The organism is Cyanobium sp. ULC065 (assembly GCF_977927515.1).
This window is the reverse complement of record NZ_OZ376393.1, coordinates 51,763-73,127: the sequence shown is the minus strand read 5'-3', so window position 1 is coordinate 73,127 and position 21,365 is coordinate 51,763. Positions and strand designations below refer to the sequence as shown.

Annotated in this window: 17 protein-coding genes; 14 read left to right on the top strand and 3 right to left on the bottom strand. The window is 61.4% G+C overall.

Features of this window, described 5'->3' with window-relative positions:
- Positions 1–58 precede the first annotated feature (58 nt).
- The 9 genes from ACXMDP_RS00340 (at position 59) to ACXMDP_RS00300 (ending at position 10,886) form a co-directional block, all read left to right on the top strand.
- On the top strand, positions 59–772 hold the full coding sequence (locus ACXMDP_RS00340) for a biliverdin-producing heme oxygenase (protein ID WP_094513739.1): 714 nt from the start codon (positions 59–61) through the stop codon (positions 770–772).
- Positions 773–825: 53 nt separating this feature from the next.
- Positions 826–1,875 carry a glycosyltransferase gene (locus ACXMDP_RS00335; RefSeq protein WP_259730656.1) on the top strand — a complete coding sequence of 350 codons (1,050 nt, stop codon included), beginning with the start codon at positions 826–828 and terminating at the stop codon, positions 1,873–1,875.
- A gap of 81 nt (positions 1,876–1,956) precedes the next feature.
- Positions 1,957–3,783, top strand: a complete 1,827-nt coding sequence (locus ACXMDP_RS00330; RefSeq protein ID WP_259730657.1) for an ABC transporter ATP-binding protein — start codon at positions 1,957–1,959, stop codon at positions 3,781–3,783.
- Entirely contained in the window at positions 3,776–4,948 is a 1,173-nt protein-coding gene (locus ACXMDP_RS00325; protein ID WP_259730658.1) for a glycosyltransferase, read from the top strand. The genes ACXMDP_RS00330 and ACXMDP_RS00325 overlap by 8 nt, the downstream gene beginning before the upstream one ends.
- Positions 4,945–6,261: an O-antigen ligase family protein gene (locus ACXMDP_RS00320; protein WP_259730659.1), complete on the top strand. Its 1,317-nt coding sequence runs from the start codon at positions 4,945–4,947 to the stop codon at positions 6,259–6,261. The genes ACXMDP_RS00325 and ACXMDP_RS00320 overlap by 4 nt, the downstream gene beginning before the upstream one ends.
- Before the next feature lie 142 nt (positions 6,262–6,403).
- On the top strand, positions 6,404–7,294 hold the full coding sequence (locus ACXMDP_RS00315) for a hypothetical protein (RefSeq protein WP_259730660.1): 891 nt from the start codon (positions 6,404–6,406) through the stop codon (positions 7,292–7,294).
- Positions 7,291–8,460: a glycosyltransferase gene (locus ACXMDP_RS00310; protein ID WP_259730661.1), complete on the top strand. Its 1,170-nt coding sequence runs from the start codon at positions 7,291–7,293 to the stop codon at positions 8,458–8,460. Before ACXMDP_RS00315 ends, ACXMDP_RS00310 begins: the two co-directional genes overlap by 4 nt.
- Positions 8,453–9,724 carry a glycosyltransferase gene (locus tag ACXMDP_RS00305; RefSeq protein WP_259730662.1) on the top strand — a complete coding sequence of 424 codons (1,272 nt, stop codon included), beginning with the start codon at positions 8,453–8,455 and terminating at the stop codon, positions 9,722–9,724. Before ACXMDP_RS00310 ends, ACXMDP_RS00305 begins: the two co-directional genes overlap by 8 nt.
- Positions 9,717–10,886 (top strand): glycosyltransferase, encoded by a 1,170-nt coding sequence (locus ACXMDP_RS00300; protein ID WP_259730663.1) that lies wholly within the window; start codon positions 9,717–9,719, stop codon positions 10,884–10,886. The genes ACXMDP_RS00305 and ACXMDP_RS00300 overlap by 8 nt, the downstream gene beginning before the upstream one ends.
- 228 nt (positions 10,887–11,114) lie before the next feature.
- Here ACXMDP_RS00300 and ACXMDP_RS00295 read toward each other — a convergent pair whose 3' ends face one another.
- Positions 11,115–12,083: a glycosyltransferase family 2 protein gene (locus ACXMDP_RS00295; RefSeq protein ID WP_457766991.1), complete on the bottom strand. Its 969-nt coding sequence runs from the start codon at positions 12,081–12,083 to the stop codon at positions 11,115–11,117.
- 61 nt (positions 12,084–12,144) lie between these two features.
- Between ACXMDP_RS00295 and ACXMDP_RS00290 the strand changes: the two genes are divergently transcribed.
- The 5 genes from ACXMDP_RS00290 (at position 12,145) to ACXMDP_RS00270 (ending at position 19,953) form a co-directional block, all read left to right on the top strand.
- On the top strand, positions 12,145–13,644 hold the full coding sequence (locus tag ACXMDP_RS00290) for a hypothetical protein (RefSeq protein ID WP_259730665.1): 1,500 nt from the start codon (positions 12,145–12,147) through the stop codon (positions 13,642–13,644).
- 9 nt (positions 13,645–13,653) lie between these two features.
- Positions 13,654–16,071, top strand: a complete 2,418-nt coding sequence (locus ACXMDP_RS00285) for a UvrD-helicase domain-containing protein (protein WP_259730666.1) — start codon at positions 13,654–13,656, stop codon at positions 16,069–16,071.
- A complete protein-coding gene (locus tag ACXMDP_RS00280) occupies positions 16,068–17,597 on the top strand; it encodes a glycosyltransferase family 39 protein (RefSeq protein ID WP_259730667.1) in 1,530 nt (509 codons plus the stop codon). The genes ACXMDP_RS00285 and ACXMDP_RS00280 overlap by 4 nt, the downstream gene beginning before the upstream one ends.
- Positions 17,598–17,716: 119 nt before the next feature.
- Positions 17,717–18,592 (top strand): sulfotransferase family protein, encoded by an 876-nt coding sequence (locus ACXMDP_RS00275; RefSeq protein WP_259730668.1) that lies wholly within the window; start codon positions 17,717–17,719, stop codon positions 18,590–18,592.
- An 89-nt stretch (positions 18,593–18,681) separates the two neighbouring features.
- Entirely contained in the window at positions 18,682–19,953 is a 1,272-nt protein-coding gene (locus ACXMDP_RS00270) for a tRNA nucleotidyltransferase/poly(A) polymerase family protein (RefSeq protein ID WP_259730669.1), read from the top strand.
- On the opposite strand, the gene ACXMDP_RS00265 is transcribed toward ACXMDP_RS00270, so the two are convergent.
- Together ACXMDP_RS00265 and kdsA are read right to left on the bottom strand one after the other, a co-directional pair.
- Positions 19,919–20,545 carry a KdsC family phosphatase gene (locus ACXMDP_RS00265; RefSeq protein ID WP_259730670.1) on the bottom strand — a complete coding sequence of 209 codons (627 nt, stop codon included), beginning with the start codon at positions 20,543–20,545 and terminating at the stop codon, positions 19,919–19,921. The two genes, ACXMDP_RS00270 and ACXMDP_RS00265, sit on opposite strands and share 35 nt — an antisense overlap.
- The gene (gene kdsA / locus ACXMDP_RS00260; protein ID WP_457766990.1) at positions 20,542–21,354 is read right to left on the bottom strand and encodes a 3-deoxy-8-phosphooctulonate synthase; all 813 of its coding nucleotides are present in this window, start codon (positions 21,352–21,354) and stop codon (positions 20,542–20,544) included. The genes ACXMDP_RS00265 and kdsA overlap by 4 nt, the downstream gene beginning before the upstream one ends.
- Positions 21,355–21,365: the final 11 nt, after the last annotated feature.

Genomic DNA, 21,365 nt, shown 5'->3' with positions numbered 1-21,365 from the left:
CCCGTGCCGGCGGCACGGCCCTAACTTGTTGGCCACGACCTACGGCACACCGGCTTCTATGGCTGTCGCCCTTGCTTCACAGTTGCGCGAAGGCACCAAAAAGGCGCACACGATGGCCGAGAACACCGGCTTCGTCACCTGCTTCCTCAAAGGGGTGGTCGACAAGATCAGCTACCGCAAGCTGGTTGCCGACCTTTATTTCGTGTACAGCGCGATGGAGGAAGAGATCGGCGCCCTCAAGTCTCACCCGGTGGTGGGGCCTATCGCCCACGACGCCCTCAACCGCCGCAGCGCTCTTGAGGCTGATCTTGCCTTCTACTTCGGCGCCGGCTGGCGTCAGCAGGTGCAGCCCACTCCGGGCGCCCAGAAGTACGTGGAACGCCTTCATCAGGTGGCCAAAGAATCCCCCGAGCTGCTGGTGGGTCACCACTACACCCGCTACATCGGCGACCTTTCCGGCGGCCAGATCCTCAAGAACATCGCTCAGAAAGCGATGAACCTGGGCGAACACGATGGCCTGCGGTTCTACGAATTCGATGCCATTCCCGATGAGAAGGCCTTCAAGGCCAGCTATCGCGAAAGCCTCGATCAGTTGCCGATCGATCAAGCCACCGCCGATCGCATCGTGGAGGAGGCCAACCACGCCTTCCACCTCAACATGGTGATGTTCCAGGAGTTGGAAGGCAACTTGGTGGCCGCCATCGGCAAGGTGCTGTTCGGCTTCCTCACCCGGCGCCAGCGCACCGGCAGCACCGAGGCCGTCGCCGCCTGAGCCGGCACCGGCCCTCCCCTGCGCCAGAGTCAGCGGCGGCTGCCAGATCGCCTTTGCGCCCCCTTCGCTTCCTTGTGCCCGGCACCAGCGGTCGCTTCCGCTGTGGCGGTCTTCAGGTTGAACTGCAAACGGCCCGCCTCACCGCTTCAATCGTGCCCACGGAGGTGGTCACCTATCGGCGAAAGGAACCCGGCAGGCCCTATCTGGCCGATCTGCTTCGCCAGGAGCGAGCACCCGGTTCGGCTCTTTGGATCGTGAGCTGGGGGTTTGACGTGCCCAGGCAGCTGCGCCTGCTGCGGGGCAGGGCGGTGGCGTATCACGCCCATAGCACTGGGTATGGCTTTGATTTGCCCGCTGGCGTGCCGGTGTTGGCGGTGAGCCGCAACACGCTCGGGTACTGGGGAAATCGGGCGCCACGCAACCCGCTGTTTCTGGTGCCAAATGCCATTGATGCAAGCTGGGGGGACGACGACAGTGTCGCCGATCCGGCCCTGGTGGCCCGGCGCCCTATTGATGTGCTGGTGCAGGCTCGCAAGAGCAGCGCCTACGTGCTGCAGCAACTGGTGCCGGCCTTGCGGGCCCAAGGCCTCCGGGTTGAGGTGCAGAGCGGCTGGGTCGACGACTTGGTGGGCTTGTTCCGCTCCGCCAAGGTGTATCTCTACGACTCGGCCGATTACTGGCGCAGCGAAGGGCTCAGCGAGGGCTTCGGACTTCCACCACTGGAGGCGCTTGCCAGTGGCTGTGTGGTGTTCAGCAGTGTCAACCATGCCCTGGCTGACTTCCTTGACCCGGGGGCGGTTGGCCACCAGATCGGCTTTGGCACACTCCAGGCCGACCTAGAGCGAATCATTGCTGCGGCTGCTGATCCGGGCCATTGGCAGGCAGACCCCGCCCAATGCAACAGGCTGTTGTCCATGTTCTCGGAGCAGGAACTGAGGTACCGCTGGGCAGAGGCCCTCAAGTCCATCGACCAGCATTGGGACCGGCTGTCATCCCTCACTCCGCCGCTGCGGAATCCCTCGCCCGCGAGCCTGGAAGCCATGAGGATCCTCTCCAAGCTGCGCAGCCTCACAAGCCGCTGGCGTGGACGATCGGTTCTGTGACTGGCTTGGACGCAGGCACCCTGTCGGATGTGACCGATAAGGTTATCGGGCCATTGAGCAGAGTCTTCGATTTCAGTGAAGTTGAGCCTCCCTGCCGGGCTGCAAAGCCAGACGCTGGCCCAACTGGGCCGATTATTGTCATTTTTGCCAAAAAAGCGTCTGCAGGGTCTGATCGCTTTGCTGGTGATCTCTTTATTGGTTGGCCTGCTGGATCTGGTTTTCGTTGGGCTTCTGGCTCGCCTTGTGGGTGCCTTGAGCGGGGTCAAGCTGCCCGACAGAATTCCACAGATCTGGTTCTTTGGCGGCGGTAGAGCCTCTCAATCACTTTGGATGGTGAGCATCCTAATTGGTTTGATTTGGTTGTCAACAGGCTTAAAGTTTCTCACTGCTGCACTACAGAGTTTCCTCAGCGCGCAGATTTGGTCGGATTACGGCAATCGGATCTATGCAAATATTCTGATGCAAGATTACGAGTACTTCCAGGCTCAAAAGTCTGCCCACCTTCTTGCACGTCTCAACCGTATCCTCAGCAAGATATCTGATGACATCATTCTGCCTATGCTGTCAGTGATTTCCAGCGCATTATCTGTTGGTGTGCTTACGATTGGTGTCGCAGTTGTCCTGGGCCCTGTTGCGATCATTCTCTTTGTCACTCTCGTTGCTGCCTACGCCTCGGTGTCGGCACTGCTGATTGCACCCTTAAGGCTTGCCTCCAAGCAGAAGCTGCGGTTTGCGTTGAGAATCAACTCGTTGCTGGTCGAATCTATTCGTTCAATCCGTGATGTTCAGCTCTATGCGGCCGAGCAGCGATTCATCGACAAGTTCTGGTCCATTGGAGTCACAGGAAAACGTTACGACAGAATTTCAAAGCTTCTGCCTGATATCCCTCGCTACATCATTGAGCCGGCCGGAATCACGATGCTCTTCGCGATTGGCCTTATTCCCATCTTGTTGGATCCAGATAGAAAGCTGCAGCAAGCCTTGCCTGCATTGGCAGCTGTCATGTTTGCAGCCTTGAGAATCTCAGCCCCAATCCAGTCGATTTTTCGATCTGTCAACCGGTTTCGAGGCAGCCTTCCAGATATCTCGGATGCCTTACAGCTGCTGGATCTGAAGGCGTCACGGGCCACTCTTCTAAGCCCTGGTACCCCCTCTCCTGCTGGGGTGATGCCTAAGCACACAATAAGACTGAATGATGTTTGGTTCCGTTATGCCAGTTCGGAAGATTGGGTGATCAAAGGAGTCAACATCACGATCCCCATTGGGTCAAGGGTTGCTTTGGTCGGCAAAACTGGCGGAGGTAAATCCACCACCGCCCACCTCCTGCTTGCCCTCTATAAGCCGCAAAGGGGATGCATCGAGCTGGATGGGATTGAATTGGCTTATGAAGAAACGCCAGCTTGGCAAGCTTGCTGCGCGATGGTCCCTCAATCGATTGTTCTGCTCGATACGAGCATCCGTGAAAATGTTGCTTTTGGAGTGGATGAGGAAGAGATCAATGATTATGCCGTTTGGGAGGCTTTGGAAGCTGCTCAGTTAAATGAGTTTGTCTCTGAGTTGCCATATGGACTCTATACAATGATCGGGGAAAATGGTTTGCGACTCTCCGGTGGACAGCGTCAGCGCCTCGCCCTTGCAAGGGCTTTTTACAAGAAGGCCAAGGTACTCGTTCTGGATGAGGCGACAAGCTCTTTGGACAATAAAACTGAGAGCAGCGTTTTAGACTCGCTTGAGCTGATCGGTCGTAGATGCACCACAATTGTGATTGCACATCGCTTAAGCACTGTTAAGAACTGCGATCGAATCTATGAATTTGCGGATGGGATGATTAGGGCCTACGGAGATTATCAACAACTTCAGGCCAGGTCGGAAACCTTCAGGGAGCTCGTTTCGCTGGACAATGGCTGACATCACCCTTCTGGCCACTGCAGATTGGGATCAACTACTTTGGACCAATAAGCAACACGTCGCTTCCGAGTTGGCTGATCTTGGTCATCGAGTTCTTTATGTCGAGTCACTGGGTTTACGTGCACCGCGCCGTCAGGCTCAAGATTTTGGCAGAATTTTACGTCGTTTAGTCAAGGGCTTGATGCCGCCACGGCAGCAGAAGCCCAACCTCTGGGTTTGGTCACCATTGGTTTTGCCTGGGGTTCGTGGTCAACTTGCCACTCGGATCAACCGATTCATCTTGCTTGGCGGTCTGGCTCTGGCTCGGCGCTGGCTGGGGATGCGAGCGGAATTGTTATGGACTTACAATCCAAAGACCCTTGCTTATGGAATGCCCGGTCCGTATGCAACTCTGGTTTACCATTGCGTAGATGACATCCAGGCTCAACCGGACATGGATGATCTGGATCTCTCCGCGTGGGAGGAACGTCTGTGTCGGGCTGCTGATCTTGTCTTTGTAACCTCTCCTGCCCTTCAGGAGAGTCGTCGTAAGTATAATCCTAATACGTACTACTTCTCAAACGTTGCTGACTACAATCACTTCGCGCAGGCACTTGAGCCTGATCTTGAGATTCCTCGCGATATTGCCATCATCCCCCAACCTCGAATCGGCTTTGTGGGGGCCATCAGTGCCTACAAGCTTGACCTTGACTTGCTTGCCAAGCTTGCAGAGGCGTCGCCAAGCTGGTCCTATGTGATGATCGGTCCCGTTGGTGAGGGTGATCCCAGTACCCAGCTTTCCGGCTTGCTGGATTGTTCTAATGTTTACTGGCTTGGCGTCAAGTCCTATCATGATTTACCTGCCTATATGAAGGGTCTTGATGTGGGCCTTCTGCCGCTTCGCTTCAACAGATACACCCGCTCCATGTTTCCCATGAAGTTCTTTGAGTATCTGGCCGCCGGGCTGCCGGTTGTGGCTTCGGCCATTGATGCTTTGGAGAGTTATCGCCCGTTTGCTGCTCTTTGCGAGCCAACAGTGGATTCATTCCTCGCCGCTCTGCATAACAGTCTCAAGGGCTTGGGATGCCCGCTTGAGGCGCGTATCGAATGTGCCGCTCAGCATACCTATCATCGCCGTACGCAAGCCATGCTTCGTTATCTTCCTAACATTGCCTCGGTGGAATGATCGAACGCAATCAAGTTTGGAATTTGCTTGTTTGCCTGCCCAATCTGCTCCTGTCGCGTCTTTGGGCCATTCAGGCCTATGACGGCATTCTTCCCATTGTGATCACACTTCATTCCTTCACTGAAGGACGCAAGCCCGCGCTGGGTTTGCTGGTGATCTGGATGGCTATCCGCTTGACCAATCAGATGGTTGCCAAGTTTAGGACACACTCCTTGCAGCCTCCGCTGGAAGCCATTCTGTTGGCTCTTCTACTCGTGAACACTCGCTTGATTGTTCTCCGTGAGGATATTGATGGGCCTACGACCTTCCTGTTGATTGCCATCGGCTTCATGATCGGTGCCAGCCAGAGCTTGCGCGCATGGAGGTTTTCATTCGGATGGTTGGCGCTCACCCCCTTGCTGCTTATGGCCTACTTTTTGCAGCATCATTCTGCCGCAAGCTTGTGGAGCACAACCTATGTTAGAGATGTGTACGAGGCGACCATGGATGGCCATGGAGGCATCAATCGTTTTGCCACGATCCTGATGCTTCTTACGCTCAGTTCGGCCAGTTACTCATTGCTCTCTCGATCGTTCCTCGAGCGTCTGATCGGCACCACGACAGCAGTTGTTGGTTATGCTCTCTGCGTGAGCACGGATTCCCGCCTTGCCCAGATAGCTCCGCCAGTGGCTCTTCTGATTGGTTGGGTAGCTGCACGCTGGAGGAGGGGCTCCTCAAAGTTTCTTTCCGTTGTGTTTGCCACCGCTGCCATGGCTGTCATGGTCATTGGGTCGTGGTGGTTTTTCTTGGCCCCTGATGCGAACATCAATCAGTCTTCTGATCTGGGTAGGCTGAGAGCGGGGGCATGTTGGCTGTCGTTGATGTTTACTGGGGCGAATCGGTTTCTTTATGGTGTGGGCTACGGCCCACAGGCAAACGATATGTGCAGCCACCTGAGGGAAGGAGGTGGATTCGGCCATGCTCACAACACGATCGCTCAGATCGGTGGCCAGCTTGGTGTGCTTGGCATAATGGCATTTCTGATTGTGGTGATTCTCGTCTCCATGGGTCTTAGGCGACAATTCCAGAGCATTGCGTCCCGATGTGACACAACGCCCTCACACCTTGCGTTTTTTCAAGTAGCTGTTTCCCTCAATGTGTTGCTCCTGCTCAACACCCTCGCCACTACCATCTATCGCACCAATCAAGTCACCCAGTGTTTGATCGGTTTCCTGGCGGCCACGTCGCTGTGCCTGTTCAGTGCTCCCGCGGACGCCACCCTTACCTCTGAGCCGTCAGTAGACAGTTCACTGACAGCCGACCCAATCCCGTGAGGCACTCAAGCCATCAATGATCCAGCCCAGTAGGCGGCGAATCCGCACTTACCTTCCTGAATGGGTTCTGGCTTGGGTGACTGTAGCGATAGCTGCTGGCTTACGTTGCTTCGGCAGGCGGCTTGCTGCCTATCAGCTCTTGATGCGGTTTCTGGAGCGGTGGCCCCGCAATCCTGCGGTGCTTGCCGCGATTATTCCTCAGGCAATGGCTCGGAATGATTATTCCTTTGCCGTGTGCAAGATTGAGGATCTATGGCTTAACTCAGGCCATACGCATTATCTTCATCGCCTTCTCTTTCGCCGGTCAATGCGGCCTGGTGATCTGAAGCAGCGACTGGCTCTGTTTCAGTTGATCGCTGCCAGCAGCAAGCTTCCTGAGCACTATCGCTGGTATTCCTTGATCATCATTGCTTACCAGGCGATTGCAACTGATGATTTCCCACTGATGGAGCATGCGGCTGCTGATCTGGAGCGGCTGGTCCAGCAGCTGTTGAGCGATCCAGGCGTGTTTATCTGCCAGCGCGCCAACCGGGAAAACCGAGCAAAGCTGCTGGTTTCGGTTTTCACAGCACTTTCTAGATTGTATCTGTCTCTGGGGAGTATTGATTCCTTCGAGTCTGTGGGGATTCGAGTCTCTGTCATCATCGACAGCGTTGACCTCACGGCCATTGATCCCGATAGCGCCTACAGATCTACCCGTAATCTGATGCGATGCCTGGCCATTGAAGCCCTTCAGGCTTGGCACCAACAGGATGCTGAGCGGTGGCGGCTCGCCTGTCATCGATTGCGCCGAGTCCACGACCATTGCCACAGGCCTTGCTTTGATGCCAGCAGTGCTCAGGAAGATCACCGTGGCTTCGCCAGGGAGATGCTTGGGGCAGTTGCAACAACAGATGGCACGGGCTGGTTGGTTGCGAAGGAAGATGAGCAGATCCATCACTTGATCACTCTCATCATCAAGACCACATTTGAGCCACGTTTCCTCCCCAAGATCAGAGTTATGTTTGCTTCCTACCTGGCTCCGTCGCAATGACAGTGCGTGTGGCGTTCTACATCGACTCTCTCAAGACTGGTGGTGCTGAACGCGTGACGCTGCGGATGGCGCAATGGTGCCGCGAGGCTGGCCATCTTCCTGTTGTCCTCACGCGGCGGCAGGCCCGCCACGACTTCTACCCCCTCCCTGAGGGTGTTTTACGTGAGGTTGAAGCCCCTGATCCAGCCTGGGTGGCCGCCTTGGGCTGGCTGGGATTCCCATGGAGGGTGCTGACGTTACGGCATTGGCTACGCCGCAACCGAATCGAGATTGCCATTGGGATGACTACCCTTCCAGCGATCAAACTGATCCTGGCGGTATGGGGTCTGCCGCTGAAGTGCTGGATCTCTGAGCGCAACTATCCACCCGCCAAGCCCCCGTCTCTGCCATGGCGCCTGCTGCGATGGCTCACCTACCGCAGGGCTGACCTTCATCTCGTGCAGACCCATCAGACCGGTGATTGGCTCAGGCGGCATCTGGGCGCCACGCCACAGCTGTTGCTGCCGAATTCGGTGAGCTGGCCATTGTCTTCATTTGCGCCTCATGTGGATCCAGTTACTGTTCTGGATCCTTGTCTGCGTCAAGACGATTCAGGCACTGCTGGGCCTCCACCCGCCCTGCTTCTTGCAGTTGGAACCAAAGCGTTTCAGAAAGGCTTCGATCGCTTGGTGAGGGCGTTTGCGTTGATCGCTGACGACTGCCCAGGGCTCCACCTTGTGATTGCTGGACTCACCATCAAGCCCTACCGCGGTAGGGATCAAGTGGCCGACCTACAGTCCTTGTTGCCCCCCTCCTCGGCAGCCATGGGGCGCGTCCACTTTCCAGGGGTGGTGGGAAACATTGGCGACTGGTATTCGGCTTGCGAGATGTTCATCCTGCCCTCCCGCTTCGAAGGCTTCCCCAATGTTCTTCTGGAGGCCATGGCCTCGGGCTGCGCCTGCGTGGCCTGCGACTGTCCGACCGGCCCAGCCGACCTGATCCGGGATGGGGAGAACGGACTGCTGTTACCCGAAGCAGCCTCGGATCTGGAGTTGGCGAACGCCATCATCACCCTGCACCGGGATGCCCTCTTGCGGCGCCGCCTGGGCCAGGCAGCTCAGCACGTCCGTGAAGAGTTCAGCGACGCACAGCTCGCACAACGCTTCGTCGAGGCCCTCAATGGCTGACGACCTCTGGATCGTGCTGCCCCATCTGGGCCCTGGGGGTGCCCAGAAGGTCGCCATGATGGCCGCTGCCCATTTCGCCGGGCAGGGCTACCAGATCACGGTTGTCTCCCTGCTGCCGGATCCGACCCCGGTGCACGCGGTGCCGGCCGGGGTACGGCTGCTCGACCTTGGCGCCGCCGTTGCGGCGGCCCGACGCGGCGATTGGTGGAACCGCTCCCTGCTCGCCCGCGGTCGCCGATTCCTCAAGCTGTGGCTGCCGCGCCTGGCGTCCTGGTTCCTGCTCATCACCCTCTGGCCCTGGCTCCGGCGGTTGCGCCCTCCCCAGGGCGCCGGCCTGTTGCGTTGGCTGGTGCGTGGGGTGGGCGGGCCCCAGGCCTCCTTGCTGCGGGAACGGGTGCTGGCGGAGCGACCACCCCGGCTGCTGGCCCTGCTCACCAAGACCAACATGCTCGCCTGCCAGGCCTGCTGGGATCTGCCCCTCCACCTGGCCGTGTCGGAACGCAACGATCCCCGCCGGCAGACCCTTGGCTTCCCGTGGCAGCGTCTGCGGCGTCTGCTTTACCGCCGCGCCGATGCGCTCACCGCCAACACGCTTGGGGTGCTGGCGACCCTGGAAACCGATCTGGGCCTCACCCAGGCTCGCCTGTTGCCCAACCCCCTGCCGCCCGGGCTATCCCTGGCCGGTGCAGGACGGCCGGACCTCCAACCGTCGAAGGTTTGTCTCGCCGTGGCTCGGCTGGTGCCCCAGAAAGGACTCGATCTGTTGCTGGAAGCCATGGCCCGAGTGTCACCAGCCTCGGGGGAGTGGCGGTTGGTGGTTGTGGGGGATGGTCCGGAGCGTGGGGCCCTGGAGGACCAGGCCCGGTCCCTGGGGATCGCAGCCCAGGTTCGCTTCGAGGGCTTCCAGAGCACCGTTCTTCCCTATTTCCACCAGGCCAGGATCTTCGTGTTGCCCTCCCGGTTCGAAGGGATGCCCAATGCCTTGCTGGAGGCGATGGCCACCGGTCTGCCGGTGATCGTGACGGATTCCTCCCCGGGGCCGCTTGAGCTGGTTGAGCACGACCGCACCGGCCTCGTGGTGCCGGCCGAGAACCCCGGGTGCCTGGCCGAAGCGATCGAAGCCCTGCTGTCCGATGAGCGGCGTTGTGCACGGCTCGGGTCAGCAGGCCGTCAGCGGTTGGCATCGCAGGAGTGGACGGAAATCGAGCCCCTGTGGCGGTGGGCTCTGAACCTGCCCGTCGCAGCGCCGCAGCCCGATGGCTGAGCGGTTGCTGCTCCTGGTGCCAAGCCTCAGGGCACCCTCGGAAACCTTCATCAGGGCCAACGCCACCGGGCTTCCCTTCGACACGGTCGTGGTCTGCGCCGACGAGATTCCCTGGTCAGGCCCGCCGCTGCGGACGGCCTACGGCCTTTCGATTGTGGTCAGCAAGGCGCTCCATCGGCTGGCACCGGCTCTGCCCAGATGTCTGGCGCAAGCGGTGAGGCGGTTCGGCACCTGGCTGCCCTCCCGGCTGGTGAGCAGGATCTGCCGAATAGAGCAACCCGTTGTGGTGCTGGCGGAGTTCGGCTTCCATGCGGTGCAGATCATGGAACTGGTTCCGGCCACCGGCCTTCCCCTGATCGTGCATTTCCGGGGGGCCGATGCATCCGCCCACCGCTACCTGTTCCACCTGAAGGAGCGCTACGAGCGGTTGCTGGAGCTCTCGAGCGCAGCTGTGGTGAAGTCGGAGATCATGCGGAAGACGGTGTTGGGCCTGGCCCACAGACGAACAAGCCCCCTGCCCGTGCTGGTGAGTCCGTCCGGGGCGAATCCAGCCGTGTTCCACGGAGCCGATCCTGCCGCGGCCCCCCCCCTGTTCCTCAGTGTCGGTCGGTTCGTGGCCAAGAAGGGCCCGCTGCTCACCCTGGCCGCCTTCGCCCTGGCTGCCAGGGACTTGCCAGAGCTCCAGCTGGTGATGGTCGGGGAGGGGCCCCTGCTTGCTCAGGCACACCAGCGGGCCATCCAGCTGGGCATCGCCGAACGGGTGAGGTTTGCCGGGCTGCGGACGCCTGCCGAGGTGGCGGAGTTGATGCGCCACAGCAGAGGCTTCCTCCAACACTCGCTCACCGCCCCCGATGGCGACCAGGAAGGCTCACCCGTAGCGGTGATGGAGGCCCAGCTGAGCGGTTTGCCCGTCGTGGCCACATGGCATGCGGGGATACCGGACGTGGTGATCGACGGTGAGACAGGGATCCTGGTGCCCGAGGGGGACTGGAAGGCGATGGGGAATGCGATCAGCCGCCTGGCTGCTGACCCCGCCTTCGCCGAAAGGCTCGGCAATCGAGGCCGCCATCGATGCCTGACCAGGTTCACGACGGGCCATCACCACGACCAGTTGGCCACCCTTCTGAGCCAGTGCGCAGAGAGGTCGGGCCAAAAGGAATAGGAAGGTTTGGGCAGGTCCACAAAGGGGGGAGCGTGAGTTGGCTGTCAACCGGAAGCCCAACCTGGTCAGGGGGGTTCATCGCCCGCTCTGGTCGCTCCAAGCGTCGTGGAATGGCTCCGCATCCGCTGAGGAAGGAGGATTCCCTTCCCCCAGCCCGTTCGCTGCCAGGTTCTGGCTCCGCCAACTTGATTGGCCAACCCTGTGAGCTGAATCAGGCATGGAAACGACTTAGATGTTGCGTTTGTCGATCATGTCGGCCAACATGGCAAACATCAGGATGTTGAGAGCTGCAAAGCCAATGAGGATTGTCTTATCTGTGAGATTACGCAACACAAAGGCATCATAGAACAGGCTAAGAATGAAGCAGATGCTCAGCGCCACCACGAGCGGCAAGAGAAGCCGAAGTGGAGCAAAGTACATGCCAGTGCGGCTAATCAAATGAACGAAATTAATGGTGTCCTTGATTGGCTGAATATGGCTATTGCCGATTCGACGCCGATAGCTGATCGGAATGTAGGCAACATCGAAGTTGTTTCGCAGCATGCAGATCGTTATGGTGGTTGTAAAGCTGAATCCGTTCGGCAGTAATTCCAGGAAGCGCAAGGCAACATCCCTACGGAAAAAGCGAAAGCCAGAATTGATATCGGGCACATCCTGGCCAGAAAGAAAGGAAACCCAAGGGACCAGGAAGAGTTTAGGAATCGTGCGCAGCTTCGAATACTCGACATCTTCGGCAATGCGTGCACCCACGAGCATGTCGTGTTCCGCGGCTTCATCGACCAATTCAGGAATCAGCTCATTCGGGTAAGTGCCGTCGGCATACGTGATGCAGATCAGTTCGGAATGGGACCGGCGGATGCCGGTTTTCAGAGCAGCCCCGTAGCCACGGTTTCGACTATGGCTAATCACTCGCATTCGCCGGCTGCCATACAGATTCTCCAGCTCGCTAAGAATCTCAGCGCTGCCGTCGTGGGAGCCGTCGTCGACCACCATCACCTCCACGGCCTTGAGTCCGCTGGTGTCAATGGCAGCCAGGATTTCCTCCACCGTGCGGCGAATCGCACCGGCTTCGTTGAAACAGGGAATGATCACCGACACCGAGGGTGACGCCATGGTGATGCCATCATTCCGATCCCGCTCCGGCGACCGATCTTCCTGGCCTGCATGAAGGATTCGGCTCGTTTCCGCTTGGTTCAAGGATCTCCATCCAACGTTGAAGGGATGCGACGATGGGGCAGAGTTTTCGCTGAATATGCGATTGCCCTGGCTCACCAAGGTTACGGGTCTGCGTTGGGCATCGGTTCTGGCGGCTGTGGTGGGGGTCCTGATCTGCTGGTTGCTTCTGGAGGCCGGCCAAGAGATTCGGCTGGAGCCGGTGGGAGGCGATGCGCGACAGAACCTGCATGCTGCCTACAACTTGGTGGTTGGCGGCACCTATGGCTTTGAAGAGAATCCAGCCATCCCAGGGTACAGGCGTGAACCCCTTCCAAACCTGATCCTCGCATCCGTGCTGTCACTCTCCAAAGGCCCTGGTCTGCCTCAGCCATTCTCCCGTTTCCTTGCAGACCATGGTCTCCTGGAGCAGGCTTTGAAGGTGAATCTCCTGTACGCACTCATGCTGTTCGCGGGGCTCTGGTGGCTCTGCTGGTTGTTGTTTCGACCGCCCTGGCTGGCCCACATCGTTGCTATGGGTGTGCTGCTGGGTAGCTGGTCCTTTTTGGTTTCATCCGAGCTTGAGAACTTCAAGACGGAGTTACCGGCAGCTGCCTTCTTCGTCCTGAGTGCAGTGCTGTTGGTGTTGGCCCGACGTCGACCTGGCGCCCCCCTTGCATTGCTCGCCGGCGGTGGGATTTCGCTGGTGTTGCTCACCAAGGCTTCCGGCCAGTACGTCTGCATGATTGCCGTTCCGGTGATCCTCGTGCTGATCATGCGAGAAGCGCAGCGGAGGCATCAGAGGCCCTTCGTATGCGCCACTGCTCTGTTACTGGGAATCTGTCTGTTCACTGTGCCATGGATGACTCGCAACTTTCTTCTCTTCAATGATTTCGCCCTGGCACGCGGAGGTGCCGATGTGCTGCTCATCCGTGCCAGTTACAATAAGATGACTGCCGATGAGCTTCGAGGCGCCTTCTATGCATTCTCGCCAGAGCGTCTGCGCGAGGACCTGTTTGAACCCTTTCTCGGCTTTGCCCCGAGTCAGCTGGAATGCGATGGCTCACTACAACGATTCACACGCAATCTTCCCTGTGACCAGCGTGCAATCACCGCTGGCCGCTTGGATGAGGTCGTGAGTTTCTATCAGGTTGGGAAGCGCGTGGTGCCCGCAAAGCTCAAAGCAAATCTTCCTGTCGACCAACTGTCTGATCAGGAAAATGCTCTCAAGAAGATCGCTGTTCGCAACATTCAGGCCAACAGCCTTCGTCATCTGCTTGTTACCCCAGCTTTCCTTTGGAAGGGTATCTGGTCCTTCGCTCACGCTTACAGCTGGAGCACCACGATCCTGAATGGGGTGGCAATGCTCTCCCTGGTGTTCATGCCTTTGCTTGGGCTCTGGCTGCGGAAGCCTGACTGGATCCTGATCTCACTGTTGCCCGCTGGCTACTTTTTGTTCTACGGACTTTCAACCCATTTTTTGATTCGTTATTCCGCTCCTCTTATCCCCCTCAGCCTGGTTGCCCTGGCACTGTTGCTCCATCATCCCTTCGCGTCGCAGCTGGATCGTCGGAAGATGGCTTTCGGTGATGGCATGGCCCCCTAGGCTCAATCCGTGAGCTTCCTAGCCGGCCTCAACGACGCCCAGCGCCGGGCGGTGGACCACCACAACGGCCCGCTGCTGGTGGTGGCCGGTGCCGGCAGCGGCAAGACGCGCGCGCTCACGCACCGCATCGCCCACCTGATCGGCCATCACGGCGTCGATCCGCACCAGCTCCTGGCCGTCACCTTCACCAACAAGGCGGCGCGGGAGATGAAGGAGCGGCTGGAGCTGCTGCTGGCCCAGCGGCTCGCCACCAGCCAGTTCGGCCAGCCGCTGAGCACCCTCTCGCCGGTGCAGCAGCGTCAGCTGCGCACCCGCATCTACCGGGAGATCACCAAGGAGCTGTGGATCGGCACCTTCCACGCCCTGTTCGCGCGGCTGCTGCGCTTCGACATCGACAAGTACCGGGATCCCGAAGGACTCACCTGGACCCGCCAGTTCTCCATCTACGACGAGGGCGACGCCCAGACCCTGGTGAAGGAGATCGTCACCCAGGAGCTGGGGCTCGATCCCAAGCGCTTCGAGCCCAAGAAGGTGCGCTGGGCGATCAGCAACGCCAAGAACCAGGGCTGGCTGCCCGAGCAGCTGGAGCAGGAGCAGCAGGGGCAGCGGGGAAAGATGGTGGCGGATGTGTACCGCCGCTACCGCCGCGCCCTGGCGGCCAACAACGCCCTCGACTTCGACGACCTGCTGCTGCTGCCGGTGCAGCTGCTGCAGACCAACGAGCAGGTGCGGCACTACTGGCACGGCCGTTTCCGCCACGTGCTGGTGGATGAATACCAGGACACCAACCGCACCCAGTACGACCTGATCAAGCTGCTGGTCACGGGCGGCCGCGACCCCGAGCAGTTCGACGACTGGGGCCAGCGCTCGGTGTTCGTGGTGGGGGATGCGGATCAGAGCATCTACAGCTTCCGCGCCGCCGATTTCACGATCCTGATGGGCTTCCAGGACGACTTCGGCGACAAGGCCAGCGACGAGGCCACCCGCACGATGGTGAAGCTGGAGGAGAACTACCGCTCCACCGCCACGATCCTGGAGGCGGCCAACGCCCTGATCGCCCACAACAGCGAGCGCATCGACAAGGTGCTGCGCCCCACCCGCGGCGAGGGGGAGCCGATCGTGGTCACCCGCTGCGACGACGAGATCGCCGAGGCCGAGGCGGTGGTGCACCGCCTGCGCATGCTCGAGGCGGCCCACCCGGAGCTGCGCTGGGGCGACATGGCCGTGCTGTATCGCACCAACGCCCAGAGCCGGGCGATGGAGGAATCCCTGGTGCGCTGGGGCCTCCCCTACATCGTGGTGGGGGGACTGCGCTTCTACGACCGGCGCGAGATCAAGGATGTGCTCGCCTACCTGCGGCTGCTGGTCAACCCGGCGGACAGCGTCAGCCTGCTGCGGGTGATGAATGTGCCGCGCCGCGGCATCGGCAAGACCACCGTGCAGCGCCTCAGCGATGCCGCCAGCCAGCTGGGTCTGCCGCTGTGGGAGGTGGTGAACGACCCCGAGGCGGTGCGCTCGCTGGCGGGCCGCTCGGCGAAGGGGCTGCTGCAGTTCGCCGAGCTGATCGGCGACCTGAGCCGCCGCGCGCAGGACGCCCCCCCATCGGAGCTGGTGCAGCGGGTGATGGAGCAGAGCGGCTATGTGGCTGAACTGATCAGTGAGGGCACCGATGAGGCGGAGGAGCGGCGGCGCAACCTGCAGGAACTGGTGAACGCGGCCCTGCAATACCAGGAGGAGAACGAGGAGGGCTCGCTGGAGGGTTTCCTTGCGTCCGCCGCCCTGGCCAGCGACGCCGACAGCAAGGACACCGAGTCCGATCGCGTCACTCTGATGACCCTGCACGCCAGCAAGGGGCTGGAGTTTCCGGTGGTGTGCCTGGTGGGGCTGGAGCAGGGGCTGTTCCCCAGCTATCGCTCCCTGGAGGATCCCGCTGCCCTGGAGGAGGAGCGGCGCCTCTGTTATGTGGGCATCACCCGCGCCAAGGAGCGGCTGTTCCTCTCCCATGCCAGCGAGCGGCGGCTGTGGGGCGGCATGCGCGAGCCGGCGGTGCCGTCGGTGTTTCTCTCGGAGCTGCCGCCGGAGCTGGTGCAGGGCGATGTGCCCCGCAGCGGTGGTGCGGCGCTGCGCCGTGAGCAGCGGCTCGACCGGCTCACCCGCATCGACCGGGACGACAACCCGCGCAGCGCACAACGGGCCGGGGGCGGCGCTGCTGACGGCGGTGGTTCTGCTGAGCAGGCCAATGCCGTGCGCCACCGCGCCCCGGCGCGGCTCTGGGCGGTAGGTGACACCCTGCACCATGCCAGCTTCGGCGACGGGATCATCACCCACCTGTTCGGCAGCGGTGAGAAGATCTCGATCGCGGTGAAGTTCGAGGGTATGAGCGCCAAGATCCTCGATCCCCGGCTGGCGCCGATCAAGCCGCGGTGAAGGAGAGCCGCTATCCAACGGAGATCAAGCAACAACGCCGGATCTTGCTGGTCGTTCTGCTTTTACTGATACTCCTCTGCTCGAGGGGCGTGTTTCAAGCGTACTCTTACTGGCACGATGAATTGTTCTCCATTGGGGCTGCCAATGCTTCCTCATGGCATGTCTTGTTCAAGGAATGGATCCTTCCTGATACCCATCCCCCCCTTCATCTGACCCTGCTGCGGCTGTGGGTCGGCATGTTTGGATCTGGTGAAATCCCGACCCGCTTTCTGAGCCTGATTCCTGCCTGGCTGAGCCTGATCGCCATTGCATGGACCACGCAAAACGGCGGTTTCGCCCGCCAGATCATCGCGATCCTGTTCCTCGGAACAAGCCCCCTCTTCAGTCTTTATGCCCAGGAAGTTCGACCTTATTCCTGGACTCTGCTTTTTGCCACAGTCTCAGTGGGGGTCATGACCATACTCTGGCGGTCTCAGCAGCAAGGGCCTTCGGTTCACCTGCCAAGAGTTAACGCTCTGCGCCTTTGTTTTATCTTTTCCCTGCTGCTGCTTTCTCTTAGTCATTACTTCGGCTTGTTCTACGCCCTCACGCTCCTGGTGCTGGATGTCCTGAGAGGGGCGCCATGTCTTGGTCGTCGTCGCTGGGGCCTAGCTCTTCTGCCGGCACTCTTTGCTTGGCCGTTGCTTCATGTCTTGGTCGGTGGCGCAGGTGGTGGAAGAACCAGCTGGATTGTGTCTCAGCCGGTCATCGGTGTGTTCAGCACCGCGATGAATGGAGCCTTTCCAGCCTTTCCTGCTGCAGTGATCGGGATCGTGCTCGCCATGCTGATTTCAGCGTTTGGAAGCCAGCGGCGATCAAGAGATAAAGACAGAGGGCTTCAGCTAAGGGATAGTGTTCGTGGTTCCAGTGAAGCCTGTTGGTTGTTGTCTGGAGCGGCGGCATTTTTAGGGCTCATCAGTTTGATCGATCTGGTTAAGCCACTCGCTGTTGAACGATATTTTATTGTGCTTCTCCCTTGCTTCGCCCTCGCTTTGGGGGATGTGGGGCAACGTCTGATTGCCTCAGGTAGTCCTTATGTAAGACGAGCAACAGTGTGTGTCTTTGCTATTATTATTAGCATGCATTTCTGGCACTCCCAGGAAGTGCTTTCTGCCAAGATTTATCCCCTTCAGAACTACAAGCATTTGGCTCGCTTTATTGGTGAAACAGGGGTTTGTCGGCAAGGGTGCACAAGCGTTTCTGCTAAAAAGCATAGGCTGGTGCCCTATTTTGATTCCATTCCTTTGCAGCGTGTTGATCCCGAGGGAGTGAATGGTTTTTCTGCTGTCATGCTGCCTTTTGTTGGTCTGCACGGGGATCAAGAGTTGATTCAGCCACTGCTTGCGGCCCATTCAGGAGCATCGTGTTGGGAGCCTCGCCAATTCACAGCATTAAGTACCTTCATTGTGATGCCAGAAGGTTCACATGTGCAGCCGCAGTCTTTTGGGCTTCGGCAATGTGTCCAGTCAAAACACCGCAATGAATGATTTCAGATGCCTGGCGTCTATAGGTATGCGTGTGGATAAGCTTTGATCCCAGCATCGACACGGGATCGATTGTTTCACTTCCCACAGCGTGTTTCCCGAACGCTACGCACTTCCCAGTGATGACGACTCGCCCGAAGCTGCTGCTCATCCGTGGATTGGGCCACAGCGGTACCACCCTTCTTGATTTGGCGCTCGGTGCCCATCCCCAGGTGCAGGGCTTCGGCGAGGCGGTGCGCCTGTTGCGTAGGCCTGCGCCCGGTGAGGAAGGCGGTGGTCCGGCCAGGCTGCGGCGCGAACTGCGCAACGAACGTCGCTGCACCTGCGGTTGTATCGCGGCGCAATGCCCGGTCTGGGGGCCGCTTCTGGAGTGGCTACCGGCTCACGATCACCTGCCGCTGGCTCAAAAGTGGCAGCGTTTGGTGGCGCATGCTCAAGAGCAAGCCCTCGCCGAGCCACTGCGCTGGATGGTCGACTCGTTTCAGTCGGATCTGGAGTTGCTGACCCTGCCTGATGCGGCGCTTGGCATGGAAATCCGGGTGCTGTTTCTGGTCCGCGATGTGCGCTCCTGGGTTCACGCGATCGCACGCCGCCCCCGGCGCCAGGTGGCCAGTGGCTGGCGGTCGCTGGTCCGCTGGCGCCGTGTCAACGGCCAGCTCGAGCGGCGCCTGCAAACGGCGGGCAAGCCTGTGTTTCTCCTGGGCTATGAGGAGCTGGCTCTGGCCCCCGAAGCTGCGCTCACCCGCCTGTGCCACTGGCTTGATCTGAGCTTTGAGCCGGCGATGCTCATGCCGGGCCCTTCCACCGGCAGCCACATCCTCAGCGGCAATCACATGCGTTTTGATCCAGTGAAAAGCGCCCGCATCCGCTACGACGCCGCCTGGCTCAACAGCCCCTTTCTGCCTGTCCATCTGGCCTTGCTGCTGCCGGGATGGCAGGGCATGAACCGGCGGCTCGTTTATTCCAATGATCTGGTCGATCCCGGTGGCTTGATGTGATCACATGAGGCGTTCGCGCCTTCGCGGTGCAGTGAAGTGCTGATGGACAAGGCTGGCGTCGCTTCACTCAGAACAATCGCTTTCCCCCCATGCCCGGCCTTTCGCTGCTCGACGCGCTCGATCCCCCCGTGCAGCGGGTGCTGGCCACGGTGGTGCGCGCCGCAGCGCCGCTGCGGGTGGCTCTGGTGGGCGGTGCGGTGCGGGATCTGCTGCTGCACCGCGTCCACAACGACCCCTGGCGTGGCCTGCCCGATCTCGATCTGGTGGTGGAAGAAGGCAGTGAAGCGGCGGGACCGCCGGCGGCCCACCGGGTGGTGGAGCGCCTGCGGGGCACACCGGGAGCGGGGCTGGGCTTCTGTCAGCTGCATCCGGCCTACGGCACCGCCGAGCTTGAGATCGATGGGGTGGTGCTGGATCTGGCCACGGCACGCGGCGAGCGCTACCCCCATCCAGGTGCTAACCCCACGGTGTTTTTCGGCTCCCTCGACGACGACCTGGCCCGCCGCGACCTGAGCATCAACGCCATGGCGCTGGTGCTTGCCGATGGCGCCCTGCTCGATCCCCACGACGGTCTGGCGGATCTGGCCGCGCGGCGGCTGCGTTTCCTCCACGCCGGCAGCCTCAGCGACGACCCGACCCGGCTGGTGCGGGCGGCCCGTTATGGCGCCCGCCTGGGCATGGACCTGGCGCCCGGCAGCCTCCGGCAGTGGACCGACACCCTGGCCCGCTGGCCCTGGCCGGCGGCGGGCACGGTGCCCTCGCTGGGCACGCGCCTGCGGCGGGAACTGGAGCTGCTGCTGGGCCGCGAACCCTGGCCGCAGGCCCTGCAGCTGCTGCAGGGCTGGCAGGGGCTGGCGCTGCTGGCCCCGGGTCTGCAGGGCGACAGCAGCTGGCGGCGGCGGCTGCGCTGGGCCGACCGGCTGCGGGCGGCAGCGGATCTACCAGGCTGGTCGCCGGGCCCGTGGCGGCTGCTGGCCCTGCTGGCTGCGCTCCAGGATCCGCTGCCGCCCGCGCAGCGCCTGCAACTGCCAGAACGCAGCCTGCAGGCACTGCGGGGCCTGCAACGCCTGCCCAGCGGCTCCCTGCCGCGCTCGCCGGCGGCGCTGAGCCAGCGGCTGGAGCGCAAGGGCCTGCCGCTCGACTCCGTGGTGCTGGCCCTGGCCTGCGGCGCGGGGCCGGCCGCTCCCGCCCCTGGGCTGGCGTTGCGCCGCGGACTGCTGCGCTGGCTGCTGCGCTGGCGCCAGCTGCCGCCCCCCTGCACGGCGGCGGAGCTGCTGGCCACGGGCCTGACCCAGGGGCCAGCGTTGGGCGAGCGCCTGCGTGCCCTCAGGGCCGAGCGGCTCGACCGGGAGCGGTGGTGAGCGTTGCTGCGCCTCCGTCGTTGCGGTCCAGCCAGCCTGCGCCGGCCAGCGCCTGCCAGCGCCCCTGCGCCTGCAGGATCGCCTCCGCCACTAGGCGCACGGCCCCGTCCCCGCCCAGCCGCGGCAGCACCCAGTCGCAGTGGCGTCGCAGGGGGGCCGCCGCGTCGGCGGGGCACAGCAGCAGCGCCACCACCGGCCGCACCGGCAGGTCGTTGAGGTCGTCGCCCACGAAGGCCGTGGCGGCGGGGGTCAGCCCCAGCTGCAGCTGCAGGGCCGCCAGGGCGGCGGGTTTGTCCTTCACGCCGGTGAGGCAGTGCTGCACGCCCAGGTAGCGGGCCCGCTGCTCGGTGGCACCGCTCTTGCCGCCGCTCAGCAGGGCCACCTCCAGCCCGGCCTGCTGCAGCAGGCGGATGCCCAGCCCGTCGCGCACATCGAAGCGTTTGATCACCTCACCGCTCTCGGTGGTCCAGAGGCCGCCATCGGTGAGCACCCCGTCCACATCCAGCACCAGCAGCTTCAGCTGCCGCAGCCGATCGCGGCAGCGCCGCGCCGCCAGCCGGCTGCGGCCGCGGGCCAGCCAGCCGCCATTCACAGCGTGCTGACCGCTTCAGGGCGCTGCTGCAGCGGGGCGCGGATCGCCAGCAACTGCTCCAGCAGGGGTTCGAGGCGATGCAGCGGCACCATGTTGGGCCCGTCGCTGAGGGCATTCTCCGGGTCGGGATGCACCTCCATGAACAGGCCGTCCACCCCCACGGCCACGGCGGCGCGCGCCAGCGGCGCCACGTATTCACGCTGGCCGCCGCTGCTGCTGCCACGACCACCGGGCTGCTGCACCGAGTGGGTGGCATCGAAGATCACCGGGCAGCCGAGCGCCCGCAGCTGGGGCAGGCCGCGGTAGTCCACCACCAGGGTGTTGTATCCGAAGCTGGAGCCCCGCTCGGTGAGCCAGAGCTTCTCCACGCCGGCCTCGCGCAGTTTGGTCACCACCTGCGCCATGTCCCAGGGGGCGAGGAACTGGCCTTTCTTCACGTTGATCGTCTTGCCGGTGCCGCGAACGGCGTCAGCGGCGGCCAGCAGCAGATCGGTCTGACGGCAGAGGAAGGCGGGAATCTGCAGCACGTCCACCACGGCGGCCACTGGAGCGGCCTGCTGGCTTTCGTGAATGTCGGTGAGCAGAGGCAGCCCGGTGCGGCGCTTCACTTCCGCCAGCACCTCCAGGCCCTCGGCCACGCCGGGGCCACGGAAGGAGCCGCCGGAGCTGCGGTTGGCCTTGTCGAAGCTGGCCTTGAACACATAGGTGATGCCGAGCCGCTCGGTGATGGCCTTGACCCGCTCGGCCACCTCGAACACAAGTTCCGGGCTTTCGATCACACAGGGGCCGGCGATCAGGATGAAACTCACGGTCCACCGCG